Genomic DNA, 18,379 nt, shown 5'->3' with positions numbered 1-18,379 from the left:
GAGAAAAGAAAATGTCAAAAGAATTTAGCCGCACACAGCGTGTGTCTCAGCAGCTTCAAAAAGAGCTTGCCCTTATCCTACAACGTGAAGTTCGTGACTCACGTATTGGTATGGTAACGATCTCAGATGTAGAAGTGTCTCGTGACCTTGCATACGCAAAAGTATTCGTTACTTTCCTATGTATCGGCGAGCAAACGCCTGAATCGTGCCTTGCTGCTCTTAAAGAGCATGAAGTGCCAGTTCGTATGGCTCTTGGTAAGCGCATTCGCCACCGTCTAACGCCTGAAGTACGTTTTACTTACGACAACACATTGGTAGAAGGCATGCGTATGTCTAACCTAGTGAGTGAAGTTCTAAGCGACGATAAGCGTAAGCAGCAAGAAGCTGGCCGCACTGACGAAATTCAGTCTAAGGACGAAGAGTAATGGCTCGCCGTCGTAAAGGTCGCCCTATTAACGGGGTAATTCTGTTAGATAAGCCTACTGGTATTTCATCTAATGATGCACTGCAAAAAGTAAAGCGTATTTACTTTGCAGAGAAGGCAGGGCACACAGGTGCTCTGGATCCTCTTGCGACTGGCATGCTGCCAATTTGTCTTGGTGAAGCAACGAAGTTTTCTCAGTTTCTTCTAGATTCTGATAAGCGCTACGTAGTAATCGCTAAGCTTGGTGAGCGTACCAACACCTCTGACTCTGATGGTGAAGTGGTTGAAACTCGTGAAGTGAATGTGACTCAAGAACAACTTGAACGTTGCATTGCAAGCTTTAAGGGTGAAACCGACCAGATCCCATCAATGTTCTCGGCATTGAAGTATCAAGGTAAGCCTTTGTACGAATACGCTCGCGCAGGTATTGAAGTACCTCGAGAGTCTCGTAAGATCACTGTGTACTCTATTGAATTGCTTCGCTTTGAAGGTGATGAAGTTGAAATGGAAGTGCATTGTTCGAAAGGCACTTACATTCGCACAATTACCGATGACCTTGGTGAAATGCTAGGTTGTGGTGCTCACGTGACAATGCTTCGTCGTACTGGTGTAGCAAAGTACCCTTATGAACGTATGGTGACTTTGGAGCAGTTAAACGAGATCCTAGAGCAAGCACAAGCGCAAGAAATAGCACCAAAAGAGCTGCTTGATCCACTTCTGATGCCAATGGACACTGCCGTAGAAGACTTACCAGAAGTGAATTTGAACGCGGAACTGACTGACCTAGTTCAGCACGGCATGCCAGTTCAGGTTTCTGGTGCACCAACTGAAGGCACGGTTCGTATGACAAGTGGTGAAGAAAAGCTGTTTGTTGGCGTTGCTCAGATTGCAGAAGATGGCCGAGTTGCACCTAAGCGCTTGGTGGTTTTCAGAGATGAAGAGCCACAAGCGTAGCGTTTAAATCGAGTCAGAATATTAGTCGTTCGTCCTTAAGGGCCAACAATTGATAAAGAAAGCGAGCCCTTTCATTCAGTGGTTCGCTTTTTTCGTTTTAAGGCGTTCGATTGTTATTGCACCAATTCATAAACTTCCCTATAATCCTCGGCTCGCGTAGCGGCTGAATCAGAGATTGGCTGCTACAAATATAAACTTACTCTTATCAGGAGAGAACTATGTCTCTGAATGCAGAAACTAAAGCAGCAATCGTTGCAGAATACGCACAATCTGAAGGCGACACAGGTTCACCAGAAGTACAAGTAGCACTACTTACTGCTTCTATCAACCACCTACAAGGTCACTTCAAAGCACACAAGCACGATCACCACAGCCGTCGTGGTCTACTACGTATGGTTTCTAGCCGTCGTAAGCTTCTTGATTACTTGAAAGGCAAAAACCTTGCTCGTTACCAAGACCTAATCAAGCGTCTAGGCCTACGTCGCTAATAGCGATGTCTGCAAAGACAGTTTGAAGAAAAGGAGCATTTATGCTCCTTTTTTTGTGCCTGTAAGAAAATGGCAGACCGGATGCTTAGAATATCACCTGGCTTTTTCTGATAGGAAATATATCTCCTAATAAAAATAGTTTATACTACGCCCGCCTATAGCGTTTTCACGTTTGGCAATCAACCTTCTCAAGAGATTACAGTCACAGATGTCGGCCAATAGGTCGCGACTATTCAAAGGCGGATTTGGTCCTAATTCGGCGTATGAATTCATACAAAGAAGCACTATCTCGAGTCCCTTTTCACTAGTCGCGATTGGTAATATCTTGAGTCATTATTCACTTAATCTAAAGTCATGACTTTAGAGCTAAGGATATACAATGTTTGAAAAACCAGTTGTAAAATCGTTCCAGTACGGTAATCACACCGTTACTCTAGAAACGGGCGTAATCGCACGTCAAGCTACTGCTGCTGTAATGGCAACTATGGACGATACATCAGTATTCGTTTCTGTTGTTGCTAAGAAAGAAGCTGTTGCAGGTCAAGATTTCTTCCCTCTAACAGTTAACTACCAAGAGCGTACATACGCTGCGGGTAAAATCCCTGGTGGCTTCTTTAAGCGTGAAGGTCGTCCTTCTGAAGGCGAAACACTAACAGCTCGTCTGATTGACCGTCCAATTCGCCCACTTTTCCCAAGTGCGTTCAAAAACGAAGTTCAAGTTATCGCTACGGTTGTATCTATCAACCCTGACGTAAACCCAGACATGATCACTATGATCGCAACGTCTGCTGCACTTGCTATCTCTGGTGCACCATTCAATGGTCCTATCGGTGCTGCACGTGTTGGCCACATCGATGGCGAACTTGTTCTTAACCCATCAAATACTGAGCTTGAAAACTCTAAACTAGACCTAGTTGTGTCTGGTACAGAAGGCGCAGTGCTAATGGTTGAATCTGAAGCAGATAACCTATCTGAAGAAGAGATGCTTTCAGCTGTTGTTTTCGGTCACGACCAACAACAAGTTGTAATTAAAGCGATCAACGAGTTTGCTGCTGAAGTTGCAACTCCATCTTGGAACTGGGAAGCGCCAGCAGTTAACACTGAGCTTAAAGCTAAAGTTGCTGAGCAAGCTGAAACTCGTCTATCTGACGCGTACCAGATCACTGAGAAAATGGCTCGTTACGAGCAAGTTGGCGCAATTAAGAACGACGTTGTTGAAACTCTAATTGCACAAGACGAAAACCTAGATGAGCGCGAAATCCGCGGCATGCTTGGTTCTCTAGAGAAAAACGTAGTACGTAGCCGCATCATTGCTGGCAACCCACGTATCGATGGCCGTGAAAAAGACATGGTTCGTGCGCTAGACGTACGTACTGGTGTTCTTCCACGTACACACGGTTCTTCTCTATTCACTCGTGGTGAAACTCAAGCACTTGTTACTGCAACGCTTGGTACACAACGTGATGCACAAATCATCGATAGCCTAATGGGTGAGAAGAAAGACAACTTCCTTCTACACTACAACTTCCCTCCATACTGTGTAGGTGAAACTGGTTTCGTTGGTTCTCCTAAGCGTCGTGAAATTGGTCACGGTAAGCTTGCTAAACGTGGTATCCAAGCTGTAATGCCTTCTGTTGATGAATTCCCATACACAGTTCGTGTTGTATCGGAAATCACAGAATCTAACGGTTCTTCTTCAATGGCTTCTGTATGTGGTACATCTCTAGCGCTTATGGATGCTGGTGTTCCAATCAAAGCTTCTGTTGCGGGTATCGCAATGGGTCTTGTTAAAGAAGGCGACGATTTCGTTGTTCTTTCTGACATTCTTGGCGACGAAGATCACCTAGGCGACATGGACTTTAAAGTAGCAGGTACTAATGCTGGTATCACTGCACTTCAAATGGACATCAAGATCGAAGGTATCACTAAAGAGATCATGCAAATTGCTCTTAACCAAGCGCAAGGTGCACGTAAGCACATCCTTTCTGTAATGGATGAAGCTATCTCTGGTGCTCGTGAAGATATCTCTGAATTCGCTCCACGTATCCACACAATGAAAATCAGCTCTGATAAGATCAAAGATGTTATCGGTAAAGGTGGCGCAGTTATCCGTGCTCTTTGTGAAGAAACAGGTACTACAATCGAAATCGAAGACGATGGCACGATTAAGATTGCTGCTACTGAAGGCGCAGCTGCTAAAGAAGCTATCCGTCGTATCGAAGAGATCACTGCTGAAGTTGAAGTTGGCCGCATTTACCAAGGTAAAGTTGCTCGTCTAGCTGACTTCGGTGCATTCGTTACTATCCTTCCAGGTAAAGATGGTCTAGTACACATCTCTCAAATCGCTGACAAGCGCGTTGAGAAAGTGTCTGACTACCTAACTGAAGGTCAAGAAGTACCTGTTAAGGTTCTTGAAATTGACCGTCAAGGCCGTGTACGTCTAAGCATGAAAGAAGCAGTTGAAACACCAGCTGAAGGCGAAGCACCTGCTGCTGAGTAATTCTTAGCGTATTGATGGGAATATCGCTTTTTAGTGATTTCTAACCCATTGGTAAAAAAGCATGTTATAAAGGGGAGCATATCGCTCCCCTTTTTTATTGCGGTCATAACAGGAGTAATTATTTGTGAAATGGTTTCAAACCGCGAGTATGTGTTTACTGCTTGTACTAACTGGTTGTGCGACAACATCAGATAACACCTCTCGTTGGGTTTATCCACCAATGGCAGTGCCACTGCAACCAAGTGTTCAACAAGAAGTTCAAATTGCACGCCTTAGTCAGTTATTACAGCGCCCAGATCTGAACGATGAAGTTCGAGCTAAAATGCTGTTTGAACGTGGTAACTACTACGACAGCGTTGGCCTGCGTGATTTAGCACGTCTTGATTTCAATCAGTCTCTTTCATTGAACCCCGCTCAACCTGATATCTTCAACCTTTTGGGTGTTTACTTTACGCAAGTAGGGGAGTTTGATGCCGCTTATGAGTCTTTTGATTCGACGTTAGAGCTTGATCCTGCAAACTCATATGCAGAACGAAATCGCTCTATCGCACTCTACTATGGCGAGCGCTATGATTTAGCCAATGAAGAGATGATGAAGCACTACGCCGATGATCCTAGCGATCCGTTTCGCGCTCTGTGGCTTTACATCATTCAGCATGAACTCACTCCAGAGCAAGCCAAGCTTGATTTGCAAAAGCGTTACGAGAGCCGTGATGAGCAGTGGGGATGGGTATTAGTTGCGATCATGCTTGACGATATTACTGAAGAGCAGGCTTTTAAGGCGATCTTAACGGGTACTCGTGATAACACGTTACTTGCACAGCGCCTAACAGAGACTTACTTCTACCTTGCTAAGCGCTACCACATGAATGGTGATTACGCGAATGCGATCTCTTTGTATAAGCTAGCGGTATCTTTTAACGTATATGAATACGTTGAACATCGCTATTCATTCCTAGAGTTAAGCCGTATCTTTAGCACGCTTAAAGCCGAACATTTGGCGCAGTCTAAACTAGCAGCCGCTAAACTGGCAGAAGCTGAAGCCAAAGCTAAATAAAATACATATTAGAAATTTAAGAAGCCGCTGCCTGTCAGCGGTTTTTTTATATGTCCTATTTCATTTCGATTGCTTTTTAATTACACAGCATTAAAATAGTTAGCCTTGCTAACTAAATGCAATGCTTTGATTGGGTAAGTATGCTGAACCAGAATTTAGAAAAGATTGAACGCTTCGCCTCTAAGATATGGCGAACTCAAGTTAATGAAGATCCTATCTGTCAATTGAGCTTCAATGAGTACGATTATTTGAAGGTCATTCAGGCGTCGCCAGAACCTATTAGGCTAACAGATCTTGCGGTTGAGATGCAGGTTACTAAACCTTCAGCGACTACCATGGTTCAAAGGTTAGAAAGAAAAGGCCTCGTCGAACGCAAAGCTTCGCTTGAGGATGCGAGATCTAAATTGGTCATTTTGACCGATAAGGCAGAAGTGGGGTTGGAAGAAGAGAGTAAGATCTACCAGGTAATGGCACAAATATTAGAAAGTCGTTTGTCTGAACAGGAATCCTTACAATTAAACCAGCTGTTATACAAAGCTTTGAAGTAAACAATTTAGATATTTAGTTAGCCTTGTTAACTAATTTGAGTCGCGTCATATTGATAGGTGGCTCACTAATGAAAGTAGAGTAAGAAATGAGTAACTCAATTAGTCGTCAATTCTGGCGATACACAATTCCTACCGTAGCAGCTATGTTAGTTAATGGCCTTTACCAAGTGGTAGATGGCATTTTCATTGGTCGTTATGTAGGTGCCGATGGACTTGCGGGTATTAACGTCGCGTGGCCTGTTATTGGGTCGATCCTCGGTATTGGTATGCTAGTAGGCGTGGGTACGGGGGCGCTTGTCTCGATTCACCAAGGTGAAAAAGATACTCAAGGCGCTAAGCAGATCTTAGCAACAGGTTTAACCTTGTTGCTAGCGATAACGCCTATTGTTTCTGCAGTGTTGTTTTTGTTCGCCGACAATTTCTTATTTTGGCAGGGTGCAGAAGGGCGTGTGTACGAACTCGGCCTGCAATATTTACACATCCTGATTGGTGCTAGTGTCTTCACTTTGGGTTCGATCGCGATGCCGTTTTTACTGCGTAACGACGACAGCCCTAATCTAGCAACGATACTGATGATCGTTGGCGCAGTAATTAATATCGTACTCGATTACCTGTTCATCGCTCTATATGGTTGGGAGTTGATGGGCGCAGCATTAGCAACAGCGATTGCCCAGTTTGTAGTGACTGCACTTGGCTTAGCTTACTTTTTCTCGCATCGAGCAAACCTTCGTTTACGCTGGAATGAATTGAGACTGAAACTTGATGTGATTCCACAAATCTTCTCGATTGGTACATCAAGCTTCTTTATGTACGCTTATGGTTCGATGATGGTGGCGCTGCACAATGCGTTGTTCTCCCAGTATGGCGACCAGTTGATGATTGGTGCTTATGCGATTTTGGGCTACATCGTGACGGTTTACTACCTCACTGCTGAAGGCATCGCAAACGGCATGCAACCATTAGTGAGTTACAACCATGGTGCGCGTAATCAAGCGAACATTCGTAAGTTACTTAAGATTGCGATGATGAGTTCAGTATTGATCGGTGTTGCGTTCGTGCTACTTTTGAACGCGTTCCCACGTGAGTTTGTGTCAGTATTTAACTCAGATGAACCTCAGCTAGTTGAGTACACCGTGTTGGGTATTCGACTACACATGTTTGCACTGGCTCTTGATGGCTTCTTAGTAGTAGCGGGTGCTTACTATCAAGCTGTGAACAAGGGCAGCAAGGCGATGTTTGTGACGATAGGTAACATGCTTATCCAATTACCTTTCTTGTATATTATGCCTAAGTTGTACGGTGTGCCGGGGATCTGGATTGCGTATCCATTGTCCAATATCGCGTTAAGTGTAGTTGTTATGATCATGCTCTACAAAGACGTAAAGAAGCTCGATGCTGCGCCGCTGGAAACCGCGACGGCGTAGATCGTTTTTCTTAAACTGAATGATAAAAGGTCTAGCGAATGCTAGACCTTTTTTGTATCTGTTACTGATTATTCTAATTTAAGGAACTAGATGTTCTTAACGTCTAAACCTGCGAGTTGATGCCAGTAACCGTTGCATTGGCGGCTTTCAATTTTCATCGGTTTTTGACCTTGCTCGTTCGCTCTGAAGTTATTAATTTCAGAGAAGGTATCGATGCCGAGTGGGCTTAAACGAACCACATCGACTAGGTCATGCATGTTCGGTAGATCGTTAACTAGGTTGTAGCAGTAGCCCGATTGTGTCTGAATGCCGTTAAGGTTAAATACCGACTGGCCTTCTTGGCTTTCGACTTGTAGCCCTGTTGGGTATTTGATACAACAAGTTTCGCAATCGTCTTTGGCTTTGTTTTCCGCGCGAGCGGTAAAGCAACGCGCTGAGTAAGCAAGTGGTAGGTAGCCGTGGCTAAATACTTCTACTTCGAACTTATTACGGATATTAAGATCTTCGCACTGTGTCATTACGTTGCTTAGCCATTCGCGAGAAAGCTCAACAGGCATACACCAACGCGTCATACCTTGTTTCAAGAACAGGTTCAGAGTGCGTGCGTTGTAGGTATTAACCGCCGGGCCAACCACAAAAGGCACTTTGCTTTCGCTTGCTAATTGAATCGCAGACACGTCGTTGGCTTCGATCGCAAAGTCACCGTTATCAATGTACTTCTTCATGATGTTGACTTCGCTTGGTGCTTCTAGCAATGCCATGGTGGAAAGTACGACTTGCTTGCCTGAAGCCGACAGCTCTTTGGCAATATCCATCCAGTGTTTTGCTTTCATCTCACGACGCTTTGAACACACGGCTTCACCTAGGTAGATGATGTCGGCAGAGCTTGATTTCGCTTGCTCATAGAAGCTTTCAACATCTTGTTTTGGCCAAAAATAAAGTAGAGGGCCTAATGCGTATTTCATTGAGTTCTCCATTTGGCTCTATTGCCATTTACGGTGATAAGCGCCAAGCGTGGTTTGTGTACCTTCAGATACATTTGCCAGTGTCGCGTTCCAAGCTTGTTCTACTTGGTATTGTTCAGGATTCGCTAAGTAGCGATCGATAGCAGCGCGCCAAGTACGAGTCACTTGTTCAACATAAGCAGGGCTGCGTTGGCGACCTTCAATCTTCACTGAGGCAACATTGGCCGCGAAAAGCTCAGGCAACATGGATAGCGTGTTTAGACTAGTCGGCTCTTCAAGTGCGTGATAGCGCTTACGTTCACCATCGATATCCGCTTCAAAACGACCCTTACACAGCGTTGGGTAACCTGCGTTCTCACCTGCTTCATACTTATCGATAAGGATTTCATTCAAGCGAGACTCTAGGCCGGTTTCTGTTTCTTGCCAGCGAACGTATTTAGCTGGAGAACAAGCACCAACTGTATTGGGTGATTCGCCTGTCATGTAGGAAGAGAGGTAACAACGGCCTTCTGCCATGATGCACAAGCTACCAAAGGCGAATACTTCAAGGTCAACGTCAGAAGTGATATTACGAGAAAGCTGTTTGACCTGATGAATCGACAATACGCGAGGCAATACCACACGCTTTACATTGAAGTTCTTGTGGTAGAAGTCGATAGCCGCCGCATTGGTTGCAGAGGCTTGAACTGATAGGTGCAGTTCTAAGTCAGGGTATTTATTGGCCGCGTATTCGAGCACCGCGATGTCTGCAATGATCAGCGCATCAACCCCCAGTGCTGCGGCGTTGTCTACGGCGTTAGTCCATCGTTCGAAGCCATTTGGGTGAGCAAAAGTATTTAAGGCAACGTGAATTTTCTTGTTGCGGTCATGCACGTATTGCACGGCACGATCGAGCTTCTTACCCGCAAAATTAAGACCTGCAAAGTGTCGGGCATTGGTATCGTCTTTAAATCCGATATAGACAGCATCCGCACCGCAATCAATGGCGGTTTTCAAAGCAGGTAGGTTACCTGCTGGGCATAAGAGTTCCATTTGCTCACTACCAGTAGAATTAAGTTGAGGCGAGCATTTTATGAAGAATTATGAATGACGGAATTGATGTAAGGCAGGTTTAGATGGATAAATCTGCTTTTACTCCGTTTGAGGTACTGACTGGTGACCGCTTTTTGTGTTTTAGCTTATGAGGGAGAATTAAGTCGAATCACTTAACTAGTTTTTGTGACGGCGATTCTGAGCAAATAGCTCTTCAACATCTTGTTTTGGCTGAGGACGGTAGAAATGAAATCCCTGAATGGAGCTACAGTTGAGGTTCGACAGTAGCGTCGCTTGTTCACTGGTTTCGACACCTTCCGCAACCACAGTTAAATCGAGAGATTTACCAAGGTTGATGATGTTTTCGATTACTGTGATTTGCTTTGGTAGTGTATCGATATCAGAAATGAAGGCGCGGTCTATCTTAAGCTCATCAATTGGGAAGCGAGCCAAGTAAGACAGAGAAGAATAACCGGTACCAAAATCATCGATAGACAGAGCAAAGCCTAGTTTCTTAATCGCATTCAGCATTTGCAGTGTGTGATCACTGTCACTCATTACGGCACTTTCTGTGAGCTCAAAGGTAATGGCACTAGGATCTAATTCTGTAGAGCGTAGTAGTTTTTCAACGTAATCAATCAGTTTTGGGTTGCCGAATTGCTCTGGTGAAAGGTTGATCGCTACGCGGCCAGGTAGGATACCTTGCATTTTCCAGCGCTTAACCGTCGCAAATACTTCACGCATAACCACGCGACCAAGTTGCTCGATAAGACCAGCACGTTCCGCTACAGGGATGAATGCCGCAGGGCTAATATAACCTTCTACAGGATGCTTCCAACGTACTAGTGCTTCAGCGCCGTTGATGGTGAAGTCACGGGCATTGACCTTTGGTTGATACCAAACCTCAAGTCCATTTTGCTGAAGTGCTTTCTGCAGTTCAATCTCAAGCCACAGCCGCATACGCGCTTCTTTGTTCATTTGTTCGTTGAACTTAATCAGGCGGTTACGACCACGATCTTTGGCTTCGTACATAGCTGTGTCGGCGTTTTGCAGCAAGATACGTGCGTCTGTACCATCTTGAGGGAAGCTCACACTACCAATAGAGCAGGCTAAGCGTTTACTAAAATGGTGAAGATCGAAGGGTTGATTGATCAGGGAAATGATCTTCTCAGAGAGCGTTTCAGGTGTTCGAGGGTGTTCGGGCTCTGGCAGAATTACACCAAATTCATCACCGCCCAAGTGGCCAATAACTGCTTGGCGAGGCAATAAACGTTTTAATCGTGAAGCGACCTCTTTAATCACTTTGTCACCGATGTGATGGCCAAGTGAATCATTGATATTCTTGAAATTATCTATGTCCAAATAGAGCATCACAACTGGAGTTTCATTGTGAATGAACTGCTCAAGGCGCTTGGTAAACCCTACTCGGTTATAGAGTTTAGTCAGTGCATCAATGTAAGCATCTTCACTGTTAGCGGGTGTAAATTGTTTTGTGGTTTCTTGTGCGTCTTGGATCAGGACAAGTTGGGTATTACTACCAAGGACAGAAGTTGAGTCGATATGTAATTGAACCTTACGTTCAAAACCACATCGGGCACCCGTTAAGCAAACTAAACCAGACTCTGAAATAATAGAACTAAGGCTATTGTTGAAGACTGTTTTGGTTTGTTCATCGATAAATAGGCGACCTAATTCTTCGCCAATCAATTCAGTGGTCGAGTTAAATCCAAGTAACCTTGCTGCGGCCGGGTTTGACGACAGGATGTAATCATTTTCGACAAGAAGTAACCCATCAGGTAGCAGTTGAGATAGCTTGTGAAATTTTGCTTCGGATTCTTCTAAAGAACGAACAAGTACCTGGTTTTCTGAGGTATCGAAGGCATGAAAGACGATGTAGTCGGTTTTTTTGCCGTTAATTAGAGGGGAGAGGCTAAAGTGCAAGCTGGTATCGAGGTCAGTTTCGTTGAGAGTGACTTCAGCCTCAATCGCCTCGCCATTGAATGCTCGCTCATAATACGGCTTAAGATGTTGGTAGAATTGCTCACCCAATGTTTGGCGGTCATTCATCCCAGCAAGCTCGGTTTGACTTAAACCAGCAATATCGCAGTAACGCTCATTCACCATAAAATAGTTGTGTTGGGCATCAAGTACTGCAAAAAAGAACGGACTGTTTGCAGTTAGCTGGGTAAACCAATGTTGTAGTTGCTGGGGAGGCATCAAAGTACTACCAATTCTCCAAGAGCTTGAATATTCACTATCGATAAATATTTATTAATTTTTGTGTGACTATCGATATTTACCTGTGAGTGCAGCGATCCGCTGTAATTCTCATTACCTGAGTTACTATAACTGTGATTTTCAGGATATTAAAGGTCGAGTATCAAACAGAAGTTAATTTGATACATAACAGTAACTGAGATCTCAACATCATTTATGATGCATTCCATATTATTGACAAAGTTACGGATAAGTCACGTGATAAACAAGATTCGCACTCAACTAGTTCAAAATGCCGCATCAATTTTGCGATCTCCAGTCCAGTTATTGCCTAAAACAGTACAAAAAAGAGCCTTATTGGAAGCTCTGAAAAATGTCTTTAAAGAAGCTTTAGAGGACGGTGACTTTGAGTTCTTAGAAGACAAGTGGCTTAAAGTCTCAATAAAAGATATGGGGTTAAGTTGGTGTATTAGCTACAAAAATGAGCAACTAGTTGTAGCTGATAAAGATGTTGATGAAGATGTAAGCTTTAGCGGCAATCTTAACGATCTTGTACTCATTGCTGGCCGTAAAGAAGACCCAGATACGCTTTTCTTCCAGCGTAGGTTATCTATTGAAGGTGATACTGAACTTGGTTTAGAAGTCAAAAACTTGATGGATAGCGTCGATTTGGACTTATTACCGACACCTATGAAAACTTTGTTAAATCAATTAGCTGATTTTGTGCAGAAGGGGGTACAATCTCCAGATACACAAAGTGAGGTAATGAATGCTTATTCGAACTGAAGCACCGGCAGATATACTTGTCATTGATCGTTTATTGAAATCTGTTTTTGAAACAGATGCAGAAGCTAATTTAGTTATGAGCCTGCGTGAGAATAGTCATTTAACACTATCGTTGGTGGCCTGTTCAGACGAGGGTGAGGTGATTGGTCATCTGATGTTTAGCCCTATAACCCTAAATGGTCACGATCATAATTGGCAGGGCCTTGCGCCTCTTGCGGTGAAAGAAGAATATCGCAATCAAGGTATCGCCAAGTCATTAGTTGAAGATGCTTTCTCTACTTTGGTTGATTTTGGTTACCCAGCCTGCGTTGTGCTTGGTGATCCTGCTTACTACGGTCGTTTTGGTTTTAAGGCGGCGAGTGAGTTTGGTTTGAGCTGCACTTGGGATGTGCCTGAGGGAGCCTTTCAAGCTATCGAGTTAGTTGAAGGTGCGCTTGCAGGACATGCTGGTGAGATTGCTTACAGTCCTGAGTTCAACGACTTATAAGTCCATTTCTCACGTAATATGATGCAAACTGATTTAGACTAAATAAAGGAGCTTGATGCTCCTTTATTTTTTGTTAGTATCAGCCCAACTCTGATGAGCTCGTTTTTAACTCCGCTCTAATAAGTCGCCCACTATCAACCTAAGGTTACACCGCTAGATATGTCACAAACACACGCACAATACCTGCAAGAGATGGGCATTAGCCAATGGGAGCTTAGCCACCCAGAGCGTTTGGCGGGCTATGAATCTGAATTAACTTCGCTCTCGAACGATTGCAAGTTACTGTTGGTTTCGCCTGAAAAACCTCAGGAAGATCTTGCTGTGATGTTTGAGCGAGTACTCAAAAGTATCAAGCTCGACTTATCTCAAGCATTACATATTCAGCCTCAGCACCTATCTTCTGTGGATTTCGGGGCGGTTGAGTGGGTGTGGTTTGCTGGTTGCGAGTCGACTCAAGAGCTGAAGGCTAAAACACTTCAATCTCCATTACTGTCTGACATTAATGGTAATAACCAACATCGTCGCGACTTATGGCAACAAATCTGTGCTTATGACTAATCAATTTTTACCGACTTCACAACAACATCTAGACGCAATTTGGCAGATAGAACAGGCCGCACACTCCCATCCATGGTCTGAAACTATGATCCGGGATCTTGAGAGCCGAGGCGCTTGTCATCATGTCCTTGAAGTTGATGGACAAGTGGTGGGCTATTTCTTCGCTCAAAATATTGTTGGTGAAGTGACGCTGCTTAATATTGCGGTAGACCCAAGCAAGCAAGGCAAAGGTTATGGTAAGGCACTAACTGAACATTTCCTTGATATATGTGAACAAGCTGATGCTGAAAGCGCTTGGCTGGAAGTTCGCGAAAGTAATGTGAACGCGTTTAATCTTTACGAAAAGGCAGGCTTCAACGAAGTTGATCGCCGTCGTAATTACTATCCAACTAAACAAGGCAACGAAGATGCCATCATTATGAGCTATCTTTTTATGTCTTTTAGCTAGTCATGTTACGTCTTTTCGCTAACTAGATAGCTAATCATAAAATTAGCCAAAAAATAGGGTGTAAACTGACCCTTTAGAAAGTGATACGCTTTCTGTATAATCCGCACACAGAATTCAAGGGCAAGTATTATCTACTTGCCCTTTTTACGCTTTAGATCAGCAAAGGGCGACTATGTCTTTCCAACAAGAAGTGAGCAAACGTAGAACGTTTGCGATTATCTCTCACCCGGATGCGGGTAAAACCACGATTACTGAAAAAGTTCTTTTATTCGGAAACGCGATTCAAAAAGCGGGTACCGTAAAAGGCCGTGGCTCTAACCAGCACGCTAAATCTGACTGGATGGAGATGGAAAAAGAACGTGGTATCTCGGTAACTACGTCTGTAATGCAATTCCCATACAATGATTGCCTAGTAAACCTACTCGATACTCCAGGACACGAAGATTTCTCGGAAGATACGTACCGTACGCTAACAGCGGTTGATTCTTGTTTGATGGTTATCGATGCTGCTAAAGGTGTCGAAGACCGTACTCGTAAGCTGATGGAAGTAACACGTCTTCGTGATACTCCAATCGTAACGTTTATGAACAAACTTGACCGTGATGTTCGTGACCCGATGGAAGTGCTTGATGAAGTGGAAAGCGAGCTAGGTATGGCCTGTGCTCCAATCTCATGGCCAATCGGTTGTGGTAAAGAGTTTAAAGGTGTTTACCATATTCACCGTGACGAAACGATCTTGTACGAATCTGGCCACGGTCATGAGATTCAAGAAGTTCGCATCATTAAAGGTTTGGACAACCCTGAGCTAGATGAAGCGGTAGGTGCTGATCTTGCGGAAAGCGTACGTGAAGAACTAGAGCTTGTTATTGGTGCTTGTCCGGAGTTTGATCATGAACTGTTCCTTGCTGGTGAGCTAACACCTGTTTACTTCGGTACTGCATTGGGTAACTTTGGTGTGGACCACATGCTTGATGGTCTAACGAAGTGGGCTCCTGCACCTCAAACGCGCCAAGCGAATGAGCGTGATGTAGAAGCGACAGAAGAGAAATTCTCTGGTTTCGTGTTTAAGATCCAAGCAAACATGGATCCAAAACACCGTGACCGTATCGCATTCATGCGTATCGTATCAGGTACTTACGACCAAGGCATGAAGATGAACCATGTTCGTACTGGTAAGAACGTAAGTATTTCGGATGCGGTAACCTTCATGGCGGGCGACCGTGCGCGTGCTGAAAAAGCATACGCTGGTGACATTATTGGTCTGCATAACCATGGCACAATCCAGATTGGCGATACCTTTACTCAAGGCGAAAGCTTGAAGTTTGCAGGTATTCCAAACTTCGCGCCTGAGTTGTTCCGTCGTATTCGTCTACGTGATCCTCTGAAGCAGAAGCAACTTCTCAAAGGCCTGGTTCAGCTTTCAGAAGAGGGCGCAGTACAAGTATTCCGTCCTATGCAAAACAATGATTTGATCGTTGGTGCGGTTGGTGTACTTCAGTTCGACGTGGTTGTAGCGCGCTTGAAAGCGGAATATAACGTAGAAGCTATCTACGAAGGCGTTAACGTTGCAACAGCTCGCTGGGTTGAGTGTGATGACGCTAAGAAACTAGAAGAATTCAAACGTAAGAACCAATCTAACCTCGCGTTAGATGGCGGTGACAACCTGTCTTACATTGCACCGACTATGGTGAACTTGAACCTAGCTTCTGAACGTTTCCCTGACGTTCAATTCCGAGCAACGCGCGAGCACTAATTTCTTCGCGATCTATTCGAGCTAATCAAAAACGTCTATTGTTCTGCAGTAGGCGTTTTTTAATGCGTTTTATTTTTGTTAAAGGCTGAGGTTTGAGGGTGAATATGTTTGGTTGGGTAAAAGTTTGGATTAGAAGATACGACATGTGGTGTAAAGATCTTGGCTTAACACCTGAAAATAAGCGTAGCTGTGTGGCTTATCGCCGTGATCCCCAAGAAAAACAGACAGAGAGTAGGGAAGATGACTCCTCCATTAAGTGAATCTCCGCTGTTTGATACTCATTGCCATGCGGATTTTGACGTCTTTTGCCAAAATATTGGAATTGATCAGGGATCTGCACCCGAGCAAAGCATTGATAGCTACCTTAAAGAAGCAAAACAGGCACAAGTTGAGAAGATTCTTATTCCTTCTATTGGCCAAAGTAACTGGTCGAAACTCGATAAAATCGCTAAATCTAACCCCAATATTTATTACGCTTTAGGATTTCATCCTTACTTTTTAGAGCAAGCTGTTGAGGTTCAGTTTTCAGAACTTCGTCAATTACTCTCCTCAAAACCGAGCCAATGTGTTGCTATTGGGGAGTGTGGACTCGACTTTTTTGTGGACGTTGAGAGGGAGAAACAAGAGCGATTTTTCATCCAACAAATGGAACTAGCGAAGGTATTTGAGTTGCCTTTGATCATTCATGAGAGGAAGTCTTACAACCGCCTTATTGAGCTAATAAAGCAGTACAAATTCACCTTAGGTGGTGTTATTCACGGCTTTTCCGGGAGTGAACAGCAGGCTTTGGCGTGGATCAAGCTTGGTTTCTATATTGGCGTCGGTGGAACGATAACTTACCCAAGAGCGCAAAAAACGCGCACAACCATCGCTAAACTGCCCCTAGAATACTTGGTATTGGAAACCGATGCTCCGGACATGCCAACGTATGGAAACCAGGGAAATATTAATCATTCCAAATATTTAGTTACGATATTGAATGAACTTTTTTTGATTAGAAAAGAGACAAAGCAATCGGTTGCAACGCAGATTTGGCAGAATAGCCATCGTGCATTCGGTATATGTGAATAAAATCGAAGGTTTTTGTTTATCGTTTGCGTAAATTGCACTGGGCGTGTGATTTGGTTCACATTTGTGTATGAATGGTACATGAATCTTGTACGAAAGTGTGAGGACGGCATTACTTTATTAGTGGTCGCATGAGTATAATTGCCTCCGCTTTATAGCCCCATTTTGTAACACGCCAATAAATAACTAATAAGGAAGTCATAAACTATGAGCCTGTTTATGAGCCTAGTCGGTATGGTCGTACTGATTGCAATCGCAGTACTACTATCTGACAACCGCAAAGCTATTAATCTAAGAACAGTGGGTGGCGCTTTCGCTATCCAATTCGCACTTGGTGCATTCGTACTTTACATCCCTTGGGGTCGTGATCTACTTGCAGGTTTCTCTGCTGGTGTAGCAAACGTGATCGACTACGGTAAAGACGGTACTGGTTTCCTATTCGGCAGCCTAGTTAACTTCTCAGTTGACGGTATCGGTTTCATCTTTGCTTTCCAAGTACTACCAACTCTGATTTTCTTCTCTGCACTTATCTCTGTACTTTACTACATTGGTGTAATGCAGGTTGTAATCAAAGTTCTAGGTGGTGGTCTTCAGAAAGCTCTAGGTACTTCTCGCGCCGAGTCTATGTCTGCAGCTGCAAACATCTTCGTTGGTCAAACGGAAGCGCCTCTAGTTGTTCGTCCATTTGTTCCTAAAATGACTAACTCTGAACTATTCGCAGTAATGTGTGGTGGTTTGGCTTCTGTAGCTGGTGGTGTACTAGCAGGTTACGCATCTATGGGCGTTCCTCTAGAGTACCTAGTTGCCGCGTCATTCATGGCAGCACCTGGTGGCCTACTATTCGCTAAAATCATCAAACCTGAGACAGATACGCCAGACGATAACATCGCTGACGAAATGGACGGTGGCGATGACAAACCAGCTAACGTTATCGACGCAGCAGCTGGTGGCGCATCAGTTGGTCTACAACTAGCTCTTAACGTTGGTGCAATGCTACTAGCATTCATCGGTCTAATTGCTCTAATCAACGGTATCCTAGGTGGCATCGGTGGTTGGTTTGGTATGGAAAACCTAACTCTAGAACTTCTTCTAGGTTGGATATTCGCACCACTAGCATTCATCATTGGTGTACCATGGGAAGAAGCGACTATCGCTGGTTCTTTCATTGGTCAGAAGACAGTTGTTAATGAATTCGTTGCATACTTAAACTTCGTACCATACATCGGTGACAACGCTCAAATCGTTGAAGCGACTGGTCAAGTGATGTCTGTTAAGACTCAAGCAATTATCTCATTCGCTCTATGTGGTTTCGCAAACCTTTCTTCAATTGCGATTCTTCTAGGTGGTCTAGGTGGTATTGCACCAAGCCGTCGCCACGACATCGCTCGTATGGGTGTTAAAGCGGTTATTGCTGGTACTCTATCTAACCTGATGGCAGCAACAATTGCTGGCTTCTTCCTGTCTTTCTAATTCGTTAGAAATCGATATATAGACGCCATAATAATATCGCCCCGTAGCAAGAAATTGCTGCGGGGCTTTTTTGTTTTTAGGCCCTGCATTTTTAAGCATGAAGATGAACATGTGTTTGAATTCGATATTGGGTCTAGAATGTTTTTTTGAGATACAAACCGTTTGCGTTCTAAGGAGCACTACAATTTATTGATGGATAC

The 18,379-nt window shown here is 44.0% G+C and carries 18 protein-coding genes; 15 read left to right on the top strand and 3 right to left on the bottom strand.

The window, feature by feature from the left end; all coding sequences use genetic code 11:
* Positions 1 to 11: 11 nt before the first annotated feature.
* The 7 genes from rbfA (at position 12) to L8S15_RS04850 (ending at position 7,395) form a co-directional block, all read left to right on the top strand.
* On the top strand, positions 12 to 425 hold the full coding sequence (rbfA, locus tag L8S15_RS04880) for a 30S ribosome-binding factor RbfA (RefSeq protein WP_010436137.1): 414 nt from the start codon (positions 12 to 14) through the stop codon (positions 423 to 425).
* Positions 425 to 1,378: a tRNA pseudouridine(55) synthase TruB gene (truB, locus tag L8S15_RS04875; RefSeq protein ID WP_010436141.1), complete on the top strand. Its 954-nt coding sequence runs from the start codon at positions 425 to 427 to the stop codon at positions 1,376 to 1,378. Before rbfA ends, truB begins: the two co-directional genes overlap by 1 nt.
* Positions 1,379 to 1,596: 218 nt before the next feature.
* Positions 1,597 to 1,866, top strand: coding sequence for a 30S ribosomal protein S15 (gene rpsO, locus L8S15_RS04870; protein WP_010436144.1), 270 nt, complete (start codon positions 1,597 to 1,599; stop codon positions 1,864 to 1,866).
* Positions 1,867 to 2,245: 379 nt separating this feature from the next.
* Entirely contained in the window at positions 2,246 to 4,366 is a 2,121-nt protein-coding gene (pnp, locus tag L8S15_RS04865; RefSeq protein WP_010436145.1) for a polyribonucleotide nucleotidyltransferase, read from the top strand.
* A 124-nt stretch (positions 4,367 to 4,490) separates the two neighbouring features.
* Positions 4,491 to 5,423 (top strand): lipoprotein NlpI, encoded by a 933-nt coding sequence (nlpI, locus tag L8S15_RS04860; RefSeq protein WP_016791874.1) that lies wholly within the window; start codon positions 4,491 to 4,493, stop codon positions 5,421 to 5,423.
* Between the two features lie 140 nt (positions 5,424 to 5,563).
* Positions 5,564 to 5,971 (top strand): MarR family transcriptional regulator, encoded by a 408-nt coding sequence (locus L8S15_RS04855; RefSeq protein ID WP_010436149.1) that lies wholly within the window; start codon positions 5,564 to 5,566, stop codon positions 5,969 to 5,971.
* An 86-nt stretch (positions 5,972 to 6,057) separates the two neighbouring features.
* Entirely contained in the window at positions 6,058 to 7,395 is a 1,338-nt protein-coding gene (locus L8S15_RS04850; protein ID WP_010436152.1) for an MATE family efflux transporter, read from the top strand.
* 86 nt (positions 7,396 to 7,481) lie between these two features.
* Here the strand turns inward: L8S15_RS04850 and L8S15_RS04845 are convergent, their stop codons facing one another.
* The 3 genes from L8S15_RS04845 to L8S15_RS04835 all read right to left on the bottom strand — a co-directional run bounded on the left by L8S15_RS04845 (position 7,482) and on the right by L8S15_RS04835 (position 11,609).
* The gene (locus tag L8S15_RS04845; protein WP_016767826.1) at positions 7,482 to 8,360 is read right to left on the bottom strand and encodes a U32 family peptidase; all 879 of its coding nucleotides are present in this window, start codon (positions 8,358 to 8,360) and stop codon (positions 7,482 to 7,484) included.
* An 18-nt stretch (positions 8,361 to 8,378) separates the two neighbouring features.
* On the bottom strand, positions 8,379 to 9,392 hold the full coding sequence (locus L8S15_RS04840) for a peptidase U32 family protein (protein WP_016767827.1): 1,014 nt from the start codon (positions 9,390 to 9,392) through the stop codon (positions 8,379 to 8,381).
* 177 nt (positions 9,393 to 9,569) lie between these two features.
* Positions 9,570 to 11,609 (bottom strand): bifunctional diguanylate cyclase/phosphodiesterase, encoded by a 2,040-nt coding sequence (locus L8S15_RS04835; RefSeq protein WP_010436176.1) that lies wholly within the window; start codon positions 11,607 to 11,609, stop codon positions 9,570 to 9,572.
* A 258-nt stretch (positions 11,610 to 11,867) separates the two neighbouring features.
* Here L8S15_RS04835 and L8S15_RS04830 point away from each other — a divergent pair, with 258 nt between their 5' ends.
* The 8 genes from L8S15_RS04830 (at position 11,868) to L8S15_RS04795 (ending at position 18,179) form a co-directional block, all read left to right on the top strand.
* A complete protein-coding gene (locus tag L8S15_RS04830; protein WP_022570642.1) occupies positions 11,868 to 12,395 on the top strand; it encodes an SCP2 domain-containing protein in 528 nt (175 codons plus the stop codon).
* A complete protein-coding gene (locus L8S15_RS04825; RefSeq protein ID WP_010436181.1) occupies positions 12,379 to 12,882 on the top strand; it encodes an N-acetyltransferase in 504 nt (167 codons plus the stop codon). The genes L8S15_RS04830 and L8S15_RS04825 overlap by 17 nt, the downstream gene beginning before the upstream one ends.
* Before the next feature lie 159 nt (positions 12,883 to 13,041).
* Positions 13,042 to 13,440 carry a DNA polymerase III subunit psi gene (locus L8S15_RS04820; RefSeq protein WP_010436184.1) on the top strand — a complete coding sequence of 133 codons (399 nt, stop codon included), beginning with the start codon at positions 13,042 to 13,044 and terminating at the stop codon, positions 13,438 to 13,440.
* A complete protein-coding gene (gene rimI / locus L8S15_RS04815) occupies positions 13,433 to 13,888 on the top strand; it encodes a ribosomal protein S18-alanine N-acetyltransferase (RefSeq protein ID WP_010436187.1) in 456 nt (151 codons plus the stop codon). The genes L8S15_RS04820 and rimI overlap by 8 nt, the downstream gene beginning before the upstream one ends.
* Positions 13,889 to 14,060: 172 nt before the next feature.
* On the top strand, positions 14,061 to 15,641 hold the full coding sequence (gene prfC, locus L8S15_RS04810) for a peptide chain release factor 3 (protein ID WP_010436189.1): 1,581 nt from the start codon (positions 14,061 to 14,063) through the stop codon (positions 15,639 to 15,641).
* A gap of 104 nt (positions 15,642 to 15,745) precedes the next feature.
* Complete coding sequence (locus L8S15_RS04805; protein WP_228006017.1) at positions 15,746 to 15,901, top strand: DUF5363 domain-containing protein; 156 nt, start codon at positions 15,746 to 15,748, stop codon at positions 15,899 to 15,901.
* On the top strand, positions 15,882 to 16,712 hold the full coding sequence (locus L8S15_RS04800; protein ID WP_010436191.1) for a TatD family hydrolase: 831 nt from the start codon (positions 15,882 to 15,884) through the stop codon (positions 16,710 to 16,712). The genes L8S15_RS04805 and L8S15_RS04800 overlap by 20 nt, the downstream gene beginning before the upstream one ends.
* A gap of 204 nt (positions 16,713 to 16,916) precedes the next feature.
* On the top strand, positions 16,917 to 18,179 hold the full coding sequence (locus tag L8S15_RS04795) for a NupC/NupG family nucleoside CNT transporter (RefSeq protein ID WP_010436193.1): 1,263 nt from the start codon (positions 16,917 to 16,919) through the stop codon (positions 18,177 to 18,179).
* The last annotated feature ends 200 nt before the right edge of the window (positions 18,180 to 18,379 follow it).

This window comes from Vibrio sp. S/42/10, assembly GCF_029890535.1.
GTDB lineage: Bacteria > Pseudomonadota > Gammaproteobacteria > Enterobacterales > Vibrionaceae > Vibrio > Vibrio cyclitrophicus.
Note: the sequence above shows the minus strand (reverse complement) of the source record. Positions and strands in the feature narration are given on the sequence as shown.